16 protein-coding genes and 3 tRNA genes are annotated in these 17,083 nt (G+C 57.1%); 5 read left to right on the top strand and 14 right to left on the bottom strand.

The window, feature by feature from the left end; all coding sequences use genetic code 11:
- Window positions 1-381: 381 nt before the first annotated feature.
- The 6 genes from GOB82_RS04335 to mnmE form a co-directional block, all read right to left on the bottom strand.
- Window positions 382-457: transfer RNA gene (locus GOB82_RS04335), tRNA-Lys, on the bottom strand.
- Between the two features lie 66 nt (window positions 458-523).
- Window positions 524-1,468 (bottom strand): ParB/RepB/Spo0J family partition protein, encoded by a 945-nt coding sequence (locus GOB82_RS04330; protein WP_265794304.1) that lies wholly within the window; start codon window positions 1,466-1,468, stop codon window positions 524-526.
- Window positions 1,462-2,253 (bottom strand): AAA family ATPase, encoded by a 792-nt coding sequence (locus GOB82_RS04325; protein WP_166120143.1) that lies wholly within the window; start codon window positions 2,251-2,253, stop codon window positions 1,462-1,464. The genes GOB82_RS04330 and GOB82_RS04325 overlap by 7 nt, the downstream gene beginning before the upstream one ends.
- Window positions 2,246-2,842, bottom strand: a complete 597-nt coding sequence (gene rsmG / locus GOB82_RS04320) for a 16S rRNA (guanine(527)-N(7))-methyltransferase RsmG (protein ID WP_166120140.1) — start codon at window positions 2,840-2,842, stop codon at window positions 2,246-2,248. Before rsmG ends, GOB82_RS04325 begins: the two co-directional genes overlap by 8 nt.
- Window positions 2,839-4,710 carry a tRNA uridine-5-carboxymethylaminomethyl(34) synthesis enzyme MnmG gene (mnmG, locus tag GOB82_RS04315; RefSeq protein WP_166120138.1) on the bottom strand — a complete coding sequence of 624 codons (1,872 nt, stop codon included), beginning with the start codon at window positions 4,708-4,710 and terminating at the stop codon, window positions 2,839-2,841. Before mnmG ends, rsmG begins: the two co-directional genes overlap by 4 nt.
- A 22-nt stretch (window positions 4,711-4,732) precedes the next feature.
- Complete coding sequence (gene mnmE, locus GOB82_RS04310) at window positions 4,733-6,076, bottom strand: tRNA uridine-5-carboxymethylaminomethyl(34) synthesis GTPase MnmE (RefSeq protein WP_166120432.1); 1,344 nt, start codon at window positions 6,074-6,076, stop codon at window positions 4,733-4,735.
- Window positions 6,077-6,326: 250 nt separating this feature from the next.
- On the opposite strand from mnmE, the gene GOB82_RS04305 reads away from it, so the two are divergent.
- Window positions 6,327-6,791 (top strand): methylated-DNA--[protein]-cysteine S-methyltransferase, encoded by a 465-nt coding sequence (locus GOB82_RS04305; protein ID WP_166120135.1) that lies wholly within the window; start codon window positions 6,327-6,329, stop codon window positions 6,789-6,791.
- 6 nt (window positions 6,792-6,797) lie between these two features.
- Here GOB82_RS04305 and GOB82_RS04300 read toward each other — a convergent pair whose 3' ends face one another.
- The 5 genes from GOB82_RS04300 to GOB82_RS04280 form a co-directional block, all read right to left on the bottom strand.
- Complete coding sequence (locus GOB82_RS04300; RefSeq protein ID WP_377792268.1) at window positions 6,798-8,819, bottom strand: M1 family metallopeptidase; 2,022 nt, start codon at window positions 8,817-8,819, stop codon at window positions 6,798-6,800.
- A 238-nt stretch (window positions 8,820-9,057) separates the two neighbouring features.
- Window positions 9,058-9,726, bottom strand: a complete 669-nt coding sequence (locus GOB82_RS04295) for a hypothetical protein (protein WP_166120132.1) — start codon at window positions 9,724-9,726, stop codon at window positions 9,058-9,060.
- A 348-nt stretch (window positions 9,727-10,074) separates the two neighbouring features.
- Window positions 10,075-10,151 (bottom strand) — tRNA-Pro (locus tag GOB82_RS04290).
- Between the two features lie 80 nt (window positions 10,152-10,231).
- Window positions 10,232-10,816: an LOG family protein gene (locus tag GOB82_RS04285; protein ID WP_166120129.1), complete on the bottom strand. Its 585-nt coding sequence runs from the start codon at window positions 10,814-10,816 to the stop codon at window positions 10,232-10,234.
- A gap of 130 nt (window positions 10,817-10,946) precedes the next feature.
- Window positions 10,947-12,146 (bottom strand): MFS transporter, encoded by a 1,200-nt coding sequence (locus tag GOB82_RS04280; protein ID WP_166120126.1) that lies wholly within the window; start codon window positions 12,144-12,146, stop codon window positions 10,947-10,949.
- Window positions 12,147-12,214: 68 nt separating this feature from the next.
- Between GOB82_RS04280 and GOB82_RS04275 the strand changes: the two genes are divergently transcribed.
- Window positions 12,215-12,790: an NUDIX domain-containing protein gene (locus GOB82_RS04275; RefSeq protein WP_166120123.1), complete on the top strand. Its 576-nt coding sequence runs from the start codon at window positions 12,215-12,217 to the stop codon at window positions 12,788-12,790.
- 68 nt (window positions 12,791-12,858) lie between these two features.
- Here the strand turns inward: GOB82_RS04275 and hemJ are convergent, their stop codons facing one another.
- The 3 genes from hemJ to hemE are packed head-to-tail and all read right to left on the bottom strand — an operon-like array spanning window position 12,859 to window position 15,084.
- Window positions 12,859-13,311, bottom strand: a complete 453-nt coding sequence (hemJ, locus tag GOB82_RS04270) for a protoporphyrinogen oxidase HemJ (protein WP_166120120.1) — start codon at window positions 13,309-13,311, stop codon at window positions 12,859-12,861.
- Between the two features lie 4 nt (window positions 13,312-13,315).
- Window positions 13,316-14,008, bottom strand: a complete 693-nt coding sequence (locus GOB82_RS04265) for an HAD family hydrolase (protein WP_166120117.1) — start codon at window positions 14,006-14,008, stop codon at window positions 13,316-13,318.
- Complete coding sequence (hemE, locus tag GOB82_RS04260; RefSeq protein WP_194300369.1) at window positions 14,005-15,084, bottom strand: uroporphyrinogen decarboxylase; 1,080 nt, start codon at window positions 15,082-15,084, stop codon at window positions 14,005-14,007. Before hemE ends, GOB82_RS04265 begins: the two co-directional genes overlap by 4 nt.
- A gap of 371 nt (window positions 15,085-15,455) precedes the next feature.
- On the opposite strand from hemE, the gene GOB82_RS04255 reads away from it, so the two are divergent.
- The 3 genes from GOB82_RS04255 to GOB82_RS13640 all read left to right on the top strand — a co-directional run bounded on the left by GOB82_RS04255 (window position 15,456) and on the right by GOB82_RS13640 (window position 17,073).
- Window positions 15,456-16,094, top strand: coding sequence for a Maf family protein (locus GOB82_RS04255; protein WP_166120111.1), 639 nt, complete (start codon window positions 15,456-15,458; stop codon window positions 16,092-16,094).
- An 84-nt stretch (window positions 16,095-16,178) separates the two neighbouring features.
- Window positions 16,179-16,254, top strand: a tRNA-Ala gene (locus GOB82_RS04250).
- Between the two features lie 507 nt (window positions 16,255-16,761).
- On the top strand, window positions 16,762-17,073 hold the full coding sequence (locus GOB82_RS13640) for a DUF4258 domain-containing protein (RefSeq protein WP_377792265.1): 312 nt from the start codon (window positions 16,762-16,764) through the stop codon (window positions 17,071-17,073).
- Window positions 17,074-17,083 lie beyond the last annotated feature (10 nt).

Here is a 17,083-nt window from a genome sequence, read left to right as displayed (position 1 = left end):
TTGATCTGAACATGCAAAATATCTGCCGCCAGAACGAGAGGGTCTGATGATGAATTTATCCGGGCCTGTCAGTCCAGCCCCTTTCGGCGTGGTCGTTTCTGTCCCCCCTGAGGGAAGTCCTTTTGAGCATCAGATTTGGAAGATGACAACGTGACAGAACATGCCCAGAGAGTACGGAGATATCTTCCGAAGCCTGTATCCCTGCATCAGACTATAGCGGCCTGTTTAATCGCCACCGACTCTTTCACGGAAATTTTGAGATCTCTTCGGAGAACAGAACACCGACCAATCAAGGATTTACGGCGTGTTTCATGAAAGTTGGAAGCCCGCGAGGCACTGAACCCCGAGAAGCCTGAAAACCACCTGAATCTTTGGAAAGATTGGTGGGCGCACAAGGACTCGAACCTTGGACCCGCTGATTAAGAGTCAGCTGCTCTACCAACTGAGCTATGCGCCCTTACAGTTCTGAAACTGAAGTGGGTGCTTTCTATCACCCACTTTCTCTTAACACAAGCCAGAAAATTCAGCTTTTCAGGCGGGCCAGCACATCATCCAGTTGATCGAGGCTTTTATAGTGAATCTGCAAGGATCCACCTTTCCGCCCATCAAAATGCACCTGAACTTTCAGGCCCAGTCTGGAGCCCAGATCGCGCTCCAGAGCCTCGATTTCCGGGTCCTGAGTCTTTTTAACCTGTGCTGCCGGCGGTGCCTTGCCCTTGGCGTCCAGCGCTTTCTGCACAAGGCTTTCCGTCTGCCTTACGGAAAGCCCCTTCTCAATCACCTCTTTTGCCGCAGAAACGGGGTCTGGATGCGTCAGAAGGGCCCGGGCATGCCCGGCAGACAGCACCCCTGCCCGCACCGCCTTCCTGACGCTTTCTGGCAGCCGTAGCAGGCGCATGGTGTTCGCCACATGCGGGCGAGACTTGCCAATGGCTTTGGCCAGTTCATCCTGCGTCAGGCTGTAATTTTCCATCAAACGGCTGAACCCGTCAGCCTCTTCTATAGGATTCAGGTCCGCACGCTGAAGGTTTTCCACCAGGGCGGCGGCCATGGCATCAACCTCATCCAGATCCCGCACATGCACCGGCACCGTATGGCACTGGGCAAGCTGGGCAGCCCGCCAGCGCCGCTCCCCGGCAATAATCTGATATTGCCCTTTTTTCCCCGGATCGGGCCTTACCAGAATAGGCTGCAGTATCCCGCGTGCACGGATGGACTCCGCCAGTTCTTCCAGCGCGCCGGGTTCCATCTCCTGCCGGGGCTGAAACGGACCGGGAACCAGAACATCCACCGGTAACGTGCTTGCGGCAGGAGTTGGCACACTCCCTGCGCCCGCAGGCTGCCCTGAGCCGGATGGCGACACTACGGGAACAGCCGAAGCGGCGGGAGCGACATCCCCTAACAGGGCGGCGAGACCCCGCCCCAGTTTCGGGCGGGCGGCAGATTTACGCTGGGACATGCCTAGGATGTTCTCCTCTTGATTTCCGCCGCCAAAGCCCGGTAAGACGCGGCGCCACTGGCCCGTGGGTCATACACCATTACGGGCTGACCGTGGCTCTGTGCTTCAGAAATGCGGATATTTCTGGAAATGATGGTTTCAAGCACATCATCCCCAAAAAAGCTTCGGGCATCCGCAGCAACAAGCTCAGACAGGTTATTCCGCCTGTCATACATGGTCAGCACAATCCCTGTGATTTTAAGGGATGGATTCAGTTTTGCCCTGACCCGTTCAATCGTCCGCACCAGATGCCCCAACCCTTCCAGCGCAAAAAATTCACACTGCAACGGAGCAAGCACACCATCAGCCGCAACCAGAGCATTCAGGGTTAGAAGCCCAAGGCTCGGCGGGCAATCGATAATGATATAATCCGAACTCTCTGCCAGAACCGCCAGAGCATCCCGCAGGCGTGTTTCGCGCTCTTCGGCATCCACCAGTTCAATTTCGGCCCCTACCAGCTCGGTATTGGCAGCGATAACAGACAGGCCTTCAATTTCGGTGGGCTGGAGCAGCTCTGTTGCGGGTTTTTCGTGCATCAGCAGGGCATAGGCCCCGCCCTGTCTGGCATCATACCCTACGCCAAGGCCGGTTGAGGCATTCCCCTGCGGGTCCATATCAAGCAGCACCACACGCGCACCCTCTTCAGCCAGAGCGGCGGCAACGTTGATGGCCGTGGTTGTTTTACCAACCCCGCCCTTCTGGTTTGCAACAGCCAGAATACGGCACGGTCCTGATTTTTTTTTGGGCTTAGACACGGTCAAGATTGCTCACTTCAAGAATCACACCATCATGGCTGGTTATACTGCGGTGGATACGCACATCCATGTGCCAGTAGCGTCGGGCCTCGGTCAACTCTTCATCCGCCTGCTGCCCTTTGAGGAAAAAGGCTTTCCCGCCTTCCGCCAGCAGCGGGGCAGTCCATTCCAGCAGTTTGTTCAAAGAGGCCAGAGCACGCGCCGTTACAACGGGTGCGGGTTTTGTTTCCACCTGTTCAATCCGCTCTGCCAGCACCGTCAGCGGTGCCTGTGTGGCGCGTGCGGCTTCCCGCAGGAAGGCCGCCTTCCGCTGGTCTGACTCAATCAGCACGCCCGGCACACCCGATGCCACCGCAACAATCACGCCGGGAAAGCCCCCGCCCGACCCCATATCAATAAAGCGCTCATGCCCTGCCACCAGCGGGGCAAGCTGGAGGCTATCCAGAACATGGCGTTCCCACACGCTGGCCATATCCCGTGAAGAAACCAGATTGATGCGCGGGTTCCATTTTTCCAGCAGGGCGACAAATGCCTCCAGCCGCTCCTGTGTTTCACGTGAAACATGCAGGCTTTCCGGCAGGCTTCTCATCGGACAGAAGCCCGCTGTTTGACATGCGCCAGAACGGCCATCAAAGCCGAAGGGGTCACACCGGGAATTCTTTGCGCTGCCCCAAAATTTTCTGGTTTTGCGCGCTCAAACCGCTCCTTCATTTCAGAGCTGAGGCCTCCAATGCCATTAAAATCCAGATTTTTGGGAAACCGTATTTCCGCTTCAGCTTCAAGCTGACGAATTTCGCGCTGCTGCCTGACAAGATACCCCTTATAGCGGGCTTGCGTTGTCACGTAATGGCGGGCGCGTTCGGGCGTGTTCAGATACCACGGGGCCAGCGCCCCGAGCACGCTTTCCTCCACGCCATAGCCCAGAATTTCCAGCAGCGTTCTGCGCCGCCCATCCTGCGCGACTTTCAGCCCGGCTTCGGCCAGAGCTTGTGGGGGCCAGCTTTCCTGCTCGGCGCGTTCGGTAATAGCCTTGATGTCTTCACAGTCTTTTCGAAAAACGTCCTGCCGCTCAGCCCCCACGCATCCCCATTCAATGCCCAGTTCAGTCAGGCGCATGTCGGCATTGTCGGCCCGCAATGTCAGGCGATATTCCGCGCGGGAGGTAAACATTCTGTAGGGCTCACTGACGCCTTGAGTCGTGAGATCATCCACCATCACACCAATATAGGCTTTCCCGCGATCAAGGCTGACAGGGGCCTTCCCTGCCGCTTTACGGGCCGCGTTCACGCCAGCCAGAAGCCCCTGCGCCCCGGCCTCCTCATACCCCGTGGTGCCGTTGATCTGACCGGCAAGAAACAGGCCCGGGCATTTTTTCAGTTCCAGAGAGGCTGTCAGTTCACGCGGGTCCACATAATCATATTCCACGGCATAGCCCGGCTGCACGATAACAGCATTTTCCAGACCGGGCATGGTGCGGATCATGGCGTCCTGCACATCGGCAGGAAGGCTGGTGGAAATTCCGTTGGGGTAAACCAGATGACCGCCCTCATGCTCTGGCAGTGCTTCCGGCTCCAGAAAAATCTGATGGCTGGTTTTTTCAGCAAACCGCACGACCTTGTCTTCAATAGACGGGCAGTATCGCGGCCCGCGCCCTGAAATAGCCCCGCCATAAACAGCAGACAGATGCAGAGACTCTCTTATCAGAGCATGTGTTTTTTCATTTGTCGCGGTAATGCCACAGACCATTTGCGGGTTTGTTATCCCCGTGGTCAGACGGCTGAAGGGTTCCGGCGTTGCGTCCCCCTTGTCTTCCTCCAGAATGGCCCAGTTGATGCTTTCTCTCAGCAGGCGTGGGGGAGTGCCTGTTTTCAATCTCCCCATATCCAGATTCAGATTTTTCAACCGTTTGGCGAGTGCGACCGCAGGCTGCTCCCCCACGCGCCCGGCAGGTTGACTTTCATGGCCAATATGTATGACACCATCCAGAAAGGTTCCTGTTGTCAGGACAACGGCTTTTGCAAACCATTCCGTGCCGTCCTCACAGCGCAGGCCCAGTACCTCGCCTGAATCCGAACACACCAGATCTACCACGGCCCCTTCCGCACAGATCAGGTTCGGTGTTTCCGCCAGCAGCGCCTGGATCGCCTGTTTGTATAAAAACCGGTCCGCCTGTGCCCGAGGCCCCTGTACCGCGGGGCCCTTGGAGCGGTTCAGCAGCTTGAAGTGAATCCCGGCCCGATCCGCCGCGCGGCCCATCAGCCCATCCAGCGCATCAATTTCGCGCACCAGATGCCCTTTCCCAATCCCGCCAATCGCAGGATTGCAGGACATTGCCCCGATCGTGTCTTTCCGGTGCGTCAACAGCACTGTGCGGGCACCACACCGGGCGGCAGCGGCAGCGGCCTCACACCCGGCATGGCCACCCCCCACCACAATCACATCATACGAACGGTCCATAGCCTGCCGCCTTACCCTTACCTTACTTTCCAATACAAAACTGGCCAAACACGGCATCCAGCAGGTCTTCAACCCCGACATGCCCTGTCAGCCGCCCCAAAGCCCGCATAGCAAGCCGCAATTCTTCCCCACGCATTTCCGGCCAGTCCTGCTGCAAGGCCGCCTCCAGACATGCACAGGCCTCCTTCACGCCAGCCTTGTGCCGCGCACGTGTCAATAACGGAGCGCCGGATGAGGCCGATGCTGTCAGCGCTTCCACCTTCTGCTCCAGCACGGCTTTCAACTGCTCCAGCCCCTGTCCTGTTTCGAGGCTGATGGCCATAACCGGGTGCCCCAGAACGCCCTCCGGCACAGGCCCGATATCCAGCTTGTTCCCTATCAGCACGCTGGCGGGAAAAACCGTCTGAGGCAGATCCCCAGCCGCAAACATCTGCAAAACACAATCGGCCTGTTTCACGTGAAACAATGCCCGCTTTACGCCTTCAGCCTCAATGGCATCCTCCGTCTCGCGCAGGCCTGCCGTATCAACAAACGTCACACGCACACCAGCCAGACTGCCTGTAACTTCTATGGCGTCCCGCGTTGTGCCCGCTATGGGGGAAACAATAGCGGCATCACGGTCTGCCAGCCAGTTTAAAAGGCTGGACTTCCCCGCATTGGGTGGCCCCGTAATGGCAAACACCACCCCCCGGCGAATACGCTCCCCCCGATCTCCCTCCTGAATATGGGCCTGCATGGCCGCTATCAGGCTGTGAATATCTTCCAGAAGCTGCTGCTCAACCTCCGGGGGGAGGTCTTCATCCGGGAAGTCAATCAGCGCTTCCTGATGCGCCAGAACCCGCTTCAGCCGCTCTGCCCAGTCCTGATACAGGCGGCTCAAGGCACCGTCTGTCTGCGCAAGAGCGAGTTTGCGCTGGCTTTCGGTTTCCGCCTCCACCAGATCGGCAATCCCTTCTGCCTCAACCAGATCCATCCGGCCGTTCATGAAGGCGCGGCGCGTAAACTCCCCGGCTTCCGCCGGGCGCGCGCCGCCTTCCACCAGAGCCTCCGCAACAGCCTTGATCACGGCGGGGCCAGCATGCAGATGGAGTTCAAACCCATCTTCCCCCGTGTAGCTGTGTGGGCCGGGAAACCAGAGAACCAGCGCTTCATCCAGCAGATTTTCCTGCGTTGCGGCATCCTGCCACACACGCCGCAACGCCGCACGGCGCGGGCCGGGAAGAGGACCGATCAACCGGTGCAGCAGGGCTTCACTCCCCGCACCACTCACCCGCATCACAGCAATGGCCGCACGGCCCAGCCCTGTGGACAATGCAAAAATCGTCTCTTCACCCTGATACGCCACGGCGCTCTTTCCTTCCTGCATCATCCCCCCAGACGCTACGCCTCTGAAACTCCGGGTCTCTCTGGTCTGGAAACCGCCTGATTTATGCACCGTTATAGCATGGCAGCCTTTAGCCATGCCCAGAGCCATCAGAGCGGGAACAGGGCTTTCTAAAACAGATTGCCGCGCAGGCGTAGGCTAAAAAGCAGCCGCGCCTTTCTTCACATGACAAGCTTTGGGGAGCCTGCGCATACTGCTTGCCTTATTACACCAGACCGTATGGACAAGGATCATGCCGCAACTCTCCCTCCACGCCCCCATTGGCCCCCTGACCCTGACGGAAGAAGACGGCAAGATCATCTCGCTCGACTGGGGCTGGGGGCGTGACCAGACAGAAACCCCCATGCTGTGCGCCGCACGGGACTGGCTGGACTCATGGTTTGATGACCCGAAAGCCGCAGGCCCCTTCCCGTTTCCGCTTGAGCCGTTTGGCACGGACTACCAGAAACGTGTGTGGCAGGCCTTGTGCGCCATACCGGCAGGAGAGGTTAAAACCTATCAGGCTCTGGCGGAGGAAGTGGGTGGCAGCCCGCGCTCTATCGGGCAGGCTGTGGGCAGGAACCCTATTCCCATTCTCATTCCCTGCCACCGCATTGTTTCCCGGAATGGCCTGGGGGGCTATTCCGGTGATGGTGGCGTGGAAGACAAACTCTGGCTTCTGACCCTGGAAGGGGCACCTCTCCCTTCCAAGGCCTGAACTGACTTACGGTGCCCCTGCTTTATGCACCTCATGCCGCACAGGGGTGCCCCCCGGAGCCCCTGAGCCTGCCTTCACAGGCAGGCTGTTATTTGAACGGTCCAGCTCGGGAATCACATGATCCGGGTCCAGCACGGCAGATTTAATGGCCTGTTTGCCCGGAATCTGCAGTGTAGTCGTGGTGTGCAGATACCAGGTTTCCGTGGGGATGGTGAGGCGGGTTGAACTTCCGTCCACCCATGTGATGGCCAGCACCACAGGGAGTGGCAACCAGCCCTTGTTTTCCACCTGAACCAGCGCGCCCTGCTCCGGCTTTCCGTTCACATAGGACACAGCGTTCAGGGCGTAGTCCGGCGCCCAGTTATTAAAATACCAGCCCCGCCAGAACCATGAGAGATCCTCCCCCGCCTCACTCTCCATCACACGGAAGAAATCGGAGGGCGTCGGGTGGCGAAAGGCCCAAAGTGCGATGTAATGCCGGAAGGCATGGTCAAACCGGTCTGGCCCCAGTATCTGCTCACGCAGCAGTTTCAGCCCATAGGCCCCCTTGAAATAGGTCACGCCGTGCCGGTATTTTTCAGAAATCAGATCCGCCGGAGTCATGAGCACCGGTGCGGCCGGATCTTTCAGGACAGGCATGATATCATCAGCCGGGTTTCCTGTTTGCGGCGCAAATTCCACATCACGCTTGGGAGCGAATTCCCCGTGATTGAAATGGTCTGATGCATAGACATCTATGAAGGTATTGAAGCCTTCATCCATGAACGCATTGCGCCGTTCGTTGGAACCTACAATCATGGGAAACCAGCCATGACCAAGTTCATGCGTTGTGACCCAGAACAGCTCTGCTCCGGCATCTTTCCTGCCGTCAAACACAATGCCCGGATATTCCATAGCCGCCCCGTGCCCCCCGACATTCACCGCGTTCGGCCAGGGATACGGGAACCATTTGCCCGAGAAATATTCGATGGCGTGTTTCACATACTCTGTGGAACGGTCCCATTTTGCAGGGCCAGCCGCTTCCGCCGGGTAGACAGACATGGCCAGACGCGGAGCCGAATTTTTGGCATCGGCCCCTCCTTCCAACGGCGGTGAATCCAGCCGCGCGGCATCCCAGAGCAGCGCGGGAGAGGCCACAAAGGCAACATCCCGCGTATTGGCCATATGAAACTGCCAGGTTTGTGTTTCAGTCGTGGGGTGATGAAGGATGGTCTGAACGTCCTCCTGCGTGCGGATCAGCACCCGGGTTTCACTATTTGCCGCCTGTGCCAGCCTGCCCCTTTCCTGCGCGCTCAGCACGGCCTCCGGGTTGGCCAGTTCACCACTCCCCGCGACCAGAAAGCCTTTGGGCACAGTCACGCTGTATGTGAAATCCCCATAATCCAGATAGAATTCCTGCCCCAGATACGGGGCGGTATCCCAGCCGCGCTCCGCATCATACACAGCCATACGCGGGTAGAACTGGGCGATTTCATACACCTCGCCCTCCGCATTCCGACTGAAAGCGGTGCGGCCGCCCCACTCACCGGGAATGGTATAGTGCCAGGAAATTTTCAGGGTGAGATGCCCGCCTTTCCCCTGCAGCGGCTGCGCCAGAGGCACCTGCATGCGGGTATCTGAAACACGGGGTGTCACCGGGGTTTCTTTCCCGCCCTCGCTCAGGACCACGCCCTCAATCACCATACCCTCTGTATGGCCCTGAACGCGTTGCGGAGACGAATAGGCCGCACGAGACTCCGACCTGTAGATATTCTGGTCAAGCTGGACCCAGAGGCTGGAAAGGCTGTCCGGGCTATTGTTGGTATATGTCAGCGTTTCCGTGCCAGACAGGGTCTGTGTGGCGGGGGCAATCTGCACATGGATGTCGTAATCCGCACGATTTTTCCATGCCATCGGCCCCGGAGCGCCGCTCCCCGAATGATAGGCATTTATCGGCTGTGGCAAATTCAGGGGTGCGAAAATCTGGAGCGGGTCAGGCTCGGCCGCCTGTGCGGCAGAAAAAGCGCAGGACGCCAGAAGCGAGACCACAAGCCCCGCCACGCGTTTTGTGCGAACAGCACAGATTTTTTTATCCCGCCACACCACTCCGGGATATCCAGACACTGCCACAGCAAACCTCTCAGACAGATAATTTTTTCAGTCTGATACCGTAACCAGATTGACCCCGGAATGAAAGCGGAACTGTCTGCTGTGGCCTCTCCTCCGAAACGGCTCGGGGAACCGTCACGCCATACCTGCCTTTTTTACAAACACAAGGCGGCGTTACTCACCGCACATCGCAGCTTTCTGTGCGGACGTTAAAGAACCGCCCCGGGCTGCAATGCACCACGTCAGACTTCTGTTCCGGAGCCTGAGGAGCCTCCTCCCCATAAGACGCGGGGTCCTGTGGTTCCGGGTAAGCGGAAGGCGTCCCCCCTTGCGCCACAAGCGGTTCCACAGGCTGTGCGTAGTAGGACGGAGGGGCGTAAACGGAGTCCGGAGCCTGATAACTCTCCGAGGCGACAGCCGCGCCTACAGCCAGCCCCAGCACCGAACCGAACGCAAAAGGTGCGCCCCACCCCCAGCCACCACCCCAGTAAGGGCTGCCCCATACGCCGTAGCCCCAGCCATAGCCGGGGTAACCCCACCTGTACCCGGGATAGCCCCAGCCGCCCCACCGCGGCCCACCCCAATACCGGCCACCCCAGCGAGGACCGCCCCACCCACCGTGGTACCAGCCACCATGATAAAAGCCGCCGGGCCTGCCCCCCCAACCGCCATGAAATCCACCACCGTAGCCACCATGAAAACCGCCGTGGAACCCGCCACCGAAGCCTCCATGAAAGCCGCCGCCGCCAAAACCGCCGCCCGGATGCGCCAGAGCTGGGGCAGACAGCGCACAGGAAAGCAGCAGACACGCTGCCAGACGCCGGTAATGCCATGAAGTGCGTGCCATCGACTGCCCTCTTTTATTGTGGCCGGAGCCTCTGGGAATGAGACTGACGTCAGCCATCATATCCGGCCCGTATCTGTTCCTGACAAAGACATGGAAAGCCGTTTGTCAGGAGTCCATAAAAAATCCTGAGCCGCCCCTTACATGTCATTCCTGACATACGAACGACGTTTCCCGTTGTTATGAGAAGATCATACCGTACGCATACGGCAATCTGATGACTGATCGTGTGCAAACAAACCGCGCAGCCTTGCAGAAAACGCAAAGCAGACGCAGCAGGACACAGACAGAGAACACCATTTTGAATGGCGTATTGTCTGTAGGATCAGGTTTTATTTCAGGGGAAAAATCTGGTCGGAGTGAGAGGATTCGAACCTCCGGCCCCTGCGTCCCGAACACAGTGCTCTACCAGGCTGAGCTACACTCCGATGACCGTGAGCGGGCTATACCCCTCTCACGCCATCTTAGCAAGAGCTGAAACACAGAGAATTATCATTCCCCGCTGTGCTCAGAGCTGTTCCACAGCCACCCTGCCGGTTTCCTCAGCCTTCAGGGAGCAGGACAATGCCGTTTCAATATCCGGCACGGCCTGCAGCATGGCGCGGGCCGAAGCACTCGCAAAGCCCTGCTCCACAGCATCATCCAACGCGGCAAGAAGAGTATTCGCCCAGCCTGCCACATTGATCAGCACAATCGGTTTGCTGTGCCGGCCAAGCTGCTTCCAGGTCAGAATTTCCATCATTTCATCAAACGTGCCAAACCCGCCGGGTAGAATCCAGAAGGCATCAGCCCGTGAAAACATGATCTGTTTCCGGCTGTGCATGGACTCCGTTACAATCAGCTCCGCCACGCCTTCATGCATTTTTTCCCGGCTTTCCAGAAAATCCGGAATGACACCGGTCACAGTGCCGCCCGCCGCCAGGGTAGCATCTGCCACAACACCCATCAGGCCATGCGCCCCGCCACCATACACCAGACGGATTCCGGCCCCTGCCAGCGTCTGGCCAACACTCTGTGCCGCCTGCTTGTACAAGGGATTTTTCCCGAAGCGAGATCCGCAGAAAACGGCAACGGCGTTCAGGGTAGAGGGCATGTCATCCTTCTCCTTACTTTCTGATGAGTATTTCAGCATACCGTGTTTTTATACCTGATACAGGCCAGGAAATCTTCAGGGGCCAGCCTCAGGCCGCCCGGGCGCGGTCTGGCCTGACAGACCCACGCTCCTAACGGCCTTCCCGCCGCTTCATCACCACACATCCGCCAACCCCGAGCAGGCTGATCAGGGCAGCCACCAGAAACACCGCGCCATACCCCCACACGGGAATCATCAGGCCCAGCAGAGGCCCGGAAATGCCGATTGCAATATCCAGACAAACCGAGAAGGCCCCAATGGCCGCGCCTTTGCTTTCCGGCCCTGTCTGCGCCACGGCCCCCACACCCAGAGCCGGAAAAACCAGTGAGAACCCAACCCCCGTCAGCGCCGCCCCGACCTCGGCCCAGAAGGGGCTGTGGCCCGCGGCCAGAACAGACAGGCCCAGAGCTTCCACACACAGGGAGATAATCGCCACCGTAAGGCCACCGCGCCTTAAAATCTGCCGGGTAAAGGCGAAGCGTGTCAGCACAAAGGTTATACCAAATGCTGCAAGCGCCAGAGCAGCACCATTCCAGTTCTGATCCGCAAAATACAGGGCCAGCAGGGCAGAAATGGCCCCAAAACCGACAGATCCGGCCGCAAGAACCAGCCCATAGGGCAGAACACGGCTCAGAACCGTGAGAAAGGAGGGCTGTGGGCCATGGGCAAACGGCTGCACGGAGGGCTGCCGGAGCGCCCAGGGAAGCCCCACTCCCATCAACACAGCTGCAAGGATACCCACCCCCGTAAACCCGTTTCCAACAGGCAGGAACGCAGAATGGTACACCAGCATGGCAAGAGGTGCCCCCAGTGCAATCCCGCCATAGGAACAGACACCATTCCAGGAAATGACCTGTGCCGTCCGGCTGACCCCTGCCCTTTGGATATTCCAGATGATGACCGCCGTTGCGATCCAGCTTTCCGCAACCCCCAGCGCGATACGCCCGCACAGCACCAGCAGCAATGCGGCAAGAGGCCATGCAACCAGCAGACTGGCCGCCACCAGCAGCGCCCCGGAGAGAACTCCGGTGCCCAGCCCCATTACCACCACACGTTTGGGGCCACCTGTATCAATACGTCTGCCCGCCCCGATACGTGATGCAAAGGTGGCCAGATACTGCACAGACACGGCAAACCCGGCCATGGCGGAACTGAAGCCAAGTTTTTCACGCACAAAAAGCGGGACAACAGCCATTTGCAGGCCAATATCCATGTAGCATAGCAGCGTAAAAACCACGACAACCAGAATAACAAGCGTCGGAGAGGTCTTACAGGGAGCTTCCTCCAGCATCAGACAGTCCTCAAACAATGATGCTATAAACGCGCATCAGGCCCTTTTTACGATGAAAGACTTCTACCATGACAAACCCTCTTCCTGACGCCGGCGGATATGTCACGCTTTCTTCCCGAATTGCGTATGAAAACCCATGGACCCGTGTAAGGGAAGACATCATTCGTCGGCCAGATGGGAAAGATGGCCTGTATGGTGTGGTCGAACGTGGTCAATTTGTTGTTATTCTCCCTCTGGGCCAGACAGAGGATGGACGCCGCACCGTCACGCTGGTGAACCAGTATCGGTATCCAATTGGCCAGCGGTTGTGGGAATTGCCCATGGGCATGTGGGAAGACCGGCCCGATGCCGCACCGGAAGATCTGGCCGCAGGAGAACTTCAGGAAGAAACCGGTCTGATTGCAAAAACTCTGCACCATGCCGGCATACTGTATCAGGGTGCGGGGTTCACCACCCAGAAAGGGCATGTCTATCTGGCAACCGGTCTGACACAAGGCCCCTGTGCGCGGGAAGACTCCGAACAGGATATGACCTGCCACACTCTTTTGCTAGACGATGTTGAAGAGATGATCCGTAAAAACGAAATCACCTGCATGGTCACGCTTTCAGCCTTTGGCCTGCTGCGGGCACAGGGTCTGATCTGAAAGAGAGCACTGTTTATTGGAAGAAAAAATTATCTCTTCCAATAAACAGTTTTTAAAAAATAGATTTTTTAAAATGGCCGGACAATGACCATGATGACGATAATCATCATCAGAACAGTCGGCACTTCATTCGCCATCCGGTAGAAACGTTCAGAATGGCTGTTGCGGTCTTCCGCAAATTCACGCCGCCAACGGGCACAAAACCCGTGAAACGCAAACATGCCGAATAGAGCGGTCAGTTTGCAGTGCCACCATCCAGCATGCCAGTCCACCATGCCGGGTGTCAGCACCAGCAGAACACCAAAAAGCAAACTGGCCATCATGGCCGGGTTCACAATGGCCCGCAGCAACCTGCGTTCCATAATCTTGAACCGTTCACTCTCCTCTGATCCAACCCGCACCTGACAGTGATAGACAAACAGACGAGGCAGATAAAAAAGCCCGGCCATCCACGCTATGATCGACATGACGTGAAAAGCCAGAATCCAGCGAACCCAGGGGAGAAGAGCATCAAATGTCATGCCATTATTCCTGACTGTGTAATGCTTTTTGCAAAAGCGGCACAAATTCTGAAAGATGGCGGATGCGGACAAGATTGGGCCAGTCCGGCACCGGTTCCGGGCCTGGCCGCAGCAGGACACACATCATTCCGGCATCCACCGCGGCGCGGGCTCCGGTATTGCTGTCTTCCAGAACCACACAACAGGCAGGGTCAACCCCTTCCTGCTGTGCGGCGTGCAGATAGACATCCGGGCGCGGTTTGGGAATTCCCATATCACGCGCGGAATGAATGCGGTTTGTAAAATACTGAGTGAGATCCGTTGCCATGAATTTGGCATCCATTTCCTCCTCAGAGGAATTGGAGCCAACACGAACCGGCAAACCCAATTTTTTTACGCCTTCAAGCATGGCATGGACACCCTCAATTGGTTCCACACCCAGCTTCATGGCGTCTACAAAACGCTTCTGAACCCGATCTGCCCAGTCAGAACCAAGAGATTTTCCGGTTTTCTGCTCAATATCTTTCTGGATTTCCGGAAGAGCCATGCCTGAAAATTCCTCTACGGAACGTTCATCAGGAATGGCAAGGCCGGCAGCGCGGGCTTCTTCCGCGCTGATCCGGCAACAGGTCTGTTCGCTGTCAACCAGAACACCATCACAGTCAAAAATGACAAGTTTCAGATGTCCGCTTGGAGAAAGCGCCAAAGCCTGTGTCATGATCCTGTTTCTCTTACTGTCCTGACCAGATCCGCAACATGCTCAACAGGCGTTTGTGGCAGAACACCATGGCCAAGATTGAAAACATGAGCCCGGCCACGCCCGGCCTCCCGCACAGCCAGCGCTTCACGCCGCATGGCTTCTCCCCCGGCCAGAACCGCTATGGGGTCCAGATTGCCCTGAAGTGCGACATGCTCGGGCACCATGCTGCGTACCGTGGCAAAATCCGCTCCGGTGTCCAGCGCCAGAACGTCCACTCCGGTTTCCCGGGCATATTCCGCAACCATCACACCACCAAGGCGCGGAAAGCCAATAACCCGCACGGAAGGGTGCCGAGCCTTGATGGCCTGCACAATCTGCCGCGTGGGCGCAATGACATGCTTGCGGAATTCTGAAGGGGGCAACAGACCCGCCCAGGAATCAAACAGCATCACAGCTTCGGCGCCCGCTTCTATCTGCGCGCACAGATAGGTTGCCGTCTGTTCTGTCAGCAGCGCCATCAGCCTGTCAAAAAGAGCCGGTTCAGAAAAGGCCATGCTGCGGGTGATGGCAAACTCCCGGGAGCCACCACCTTCAACCATGTAGCACGCCACGGTGAAGGGAGAGCCGGTAAAGCCGAGCAGCGTTGTTGCGCCACCTTTTGCCACGCCGATATCGTCAGGCCCATCCAGAATGCTTCTGAGCCGGGACAGTGTTTCCAGAACTGGTGCTGTCACCTCGGCAATACGGGCGGGGTCAAGCTTTGCCAGATCCGCTTCACTGCGAATGGCTCCAAGGACTGGGCCTTCGCCTTCGGCAAATGTGAGGGATTGTCCCATAGCCCAAGGCAGAATGAGGATATCCGAGAACATGATTGCGCCGTCCATCCCGAAGCGACGGATGGGCTGCAATGTCAGCTCAGTCGCAATATCCGGTGTCATGCAGCGTGTCAGAAAATCTGCTTTGGCGCGCATGGCCCGGAATTCGGGAAGGAAACGACCAGCCTGCCGCATCAGCCACATTGGCGGCGGCCAGACGGCTTCACCGTTCAATGTTCTGAGCAGGCGTTTGGAGTGGGGAATGTCTGTGTTGCTCATCATGGCCTGATGTCCTGCACGTCTTTGTCCGACCTGTCCACGGTCCTAAAATATAAAATAAAAGAATAGAAATGGATTGAGAGGTTTAAGGGTACTGTGGATGACGGGGTACCCACCATTCCAAAAATGTACCCCATCTTTCCCACACTGTGTACAGATTACAGACCCTTGGAAAAACTGAGGTTTTCAGAGTTATCCAGAATGTACCCGAATGAGGCTGTGTACAACTCACCGGTTCATGAGTCTTGCAGGTTGTGCACAGTACTCGGTACGGACATGTCATGACCGCCGTACAATCCACATGTACCCCGGTACTCAGGATAGTACTCACAGGCTCCTTATCGCTCAGTACCTGAAAGGGACTCGCTTTCGTGTCAGATTTAGTACTCAAGCCGACTCCAATACAGGACTCGCGCCATAAACTGGTTCTTGCGAGTGGTTCCGCCATTCGCCGCACCCTTCTTGAAAATGCGGGACTGACGGTTTCTGTCATCACGCCCACTGTTGAGGAAGACAGCTTCAAACATGCCGGACGGCAGGAAGGGGCTGCACCGGAAACGGTGGCCCTCCGTCTGGCAGAGGCAAAAGCGCTTTCCGTTTCCGCCATGTGTGAGGATGCCTTCGTTATTGGCGCGGACCAGATGCTGTCCTGTCATGGGGTCTGGTATGACAAGCCGGCTGATCTTGCGGCAGCTAGGCAGCAGCTTCTGGCGTTAAGAGGACAGGAGCATAGTCTGCATACCGCTGTTGTTATCTGCCGGAACGGCAGGGTTGTGTGGCGGCATCTCTCCCAGCCTGTGCTCACCATGCGCCTGTTTTCCGAAGCTTTTCTGGAGGCGTATCTGGCGGCGGAGGGGGAGGAATGCCTGTATTCCGTCGGGGCATACCGCATTGAAGGGCCGGGGCTGCATCTGTTTGCCCGGATGGAGGGGGATCAGACCGCCATTCTGGGCCTGCCGCTTTTACCGGTGCTGGAAGGGCTGAGAGAACTGGGGGTGCTCTTTTCCTGAAAATAGGGGCTTGTCAGGGTTGGAAGCGTCTTGTATCAGGCGTTCACAAGCAGGCCACCCAGCGTGGTCTGACTGGAACAGTGTGGGGCCATAGCTCAGTTGGGAGAGCGCCTGAATGGCATTCAGGAGGTCGTCGGTTCGATCCCGATTGGCTCCACCAGTTTCCAATCCTAATCCTTTGAAATGATTAGTTTTTTTAAGAGTTTTGGGTTTTAGGACCCCTCTTAATACCCCATACCCCCCCTCATGTAAGACCAAGATTAGTCTGCCATGCCAATCTTCCCTAGCTATTATCCTGAGCAGACTTAAAGGCCTGCGCCATTTCATGTGGATCGCTTGCATTCCTGTTGTTTAAGGTGCGGCTACTACTGCTCACAGAGGCTCTTTGACCAATGGCATCGACAGCGCGGAAAATGCTGTTGATATAATCGATCGTTTCCTGAGGGGTATGGGATTGCCAACTCTGTCCTAGAAACTACAGGCGTTGAGTTCATTGAAGAGAATGGTGGTGGAATTGGAGTTAGGTTAAGGAGGGATTGCGCCTAATTGGTGCATATATTGAAGCTAAGGGGCGGTCTGATACAAAGGCTTGGAATTGTTCCAGTCAATTTTAGCGGTTAGGTAGCCAAAAGCACGACTTGACGCTACATCAAGTTCTGAATACCCTATGACCAGAGACGAGGTAAGCGTGCCGTACGATTCTGAACGATGCAGCTTGCAGGGAGCCCTGCAGCAAGGAGCCAGAATTGTATGGACAACCCATGCGAATACACGCTCGAAAGAGCGCCGTATTACTAAGCTGATAGCGGAGCGTGTGCTTCGCCGAGGGTATGTTGATGATGTCGAGACGTCTCCGGATGGACGGGAGAAATGGCGCGTTGTCGGAAGCGATAATGATGGTCGCCGAATTGGTATAGTCGTTTCTCTGCATGGTGACGTCTGCATTATCTACGTGGTCACAGTTATAGACCTCGGCTGAAAGGAAAAAG

The organism is Acetobacter farinalis, assembly GCF_011516935.1.
GTDB classification, from domain to species: Bacteria; Pseudomonadota; Alphaproteobacteria; order Acetobacterales; family Acetobacteraceae; genus Acetobacter; species Acetobacter farinalis.
The sequence above is the reverse complement of the archived record's forward strand: the minus strand, read 5'-3'. Positions and strand labels throughout refer to the sequence as shown.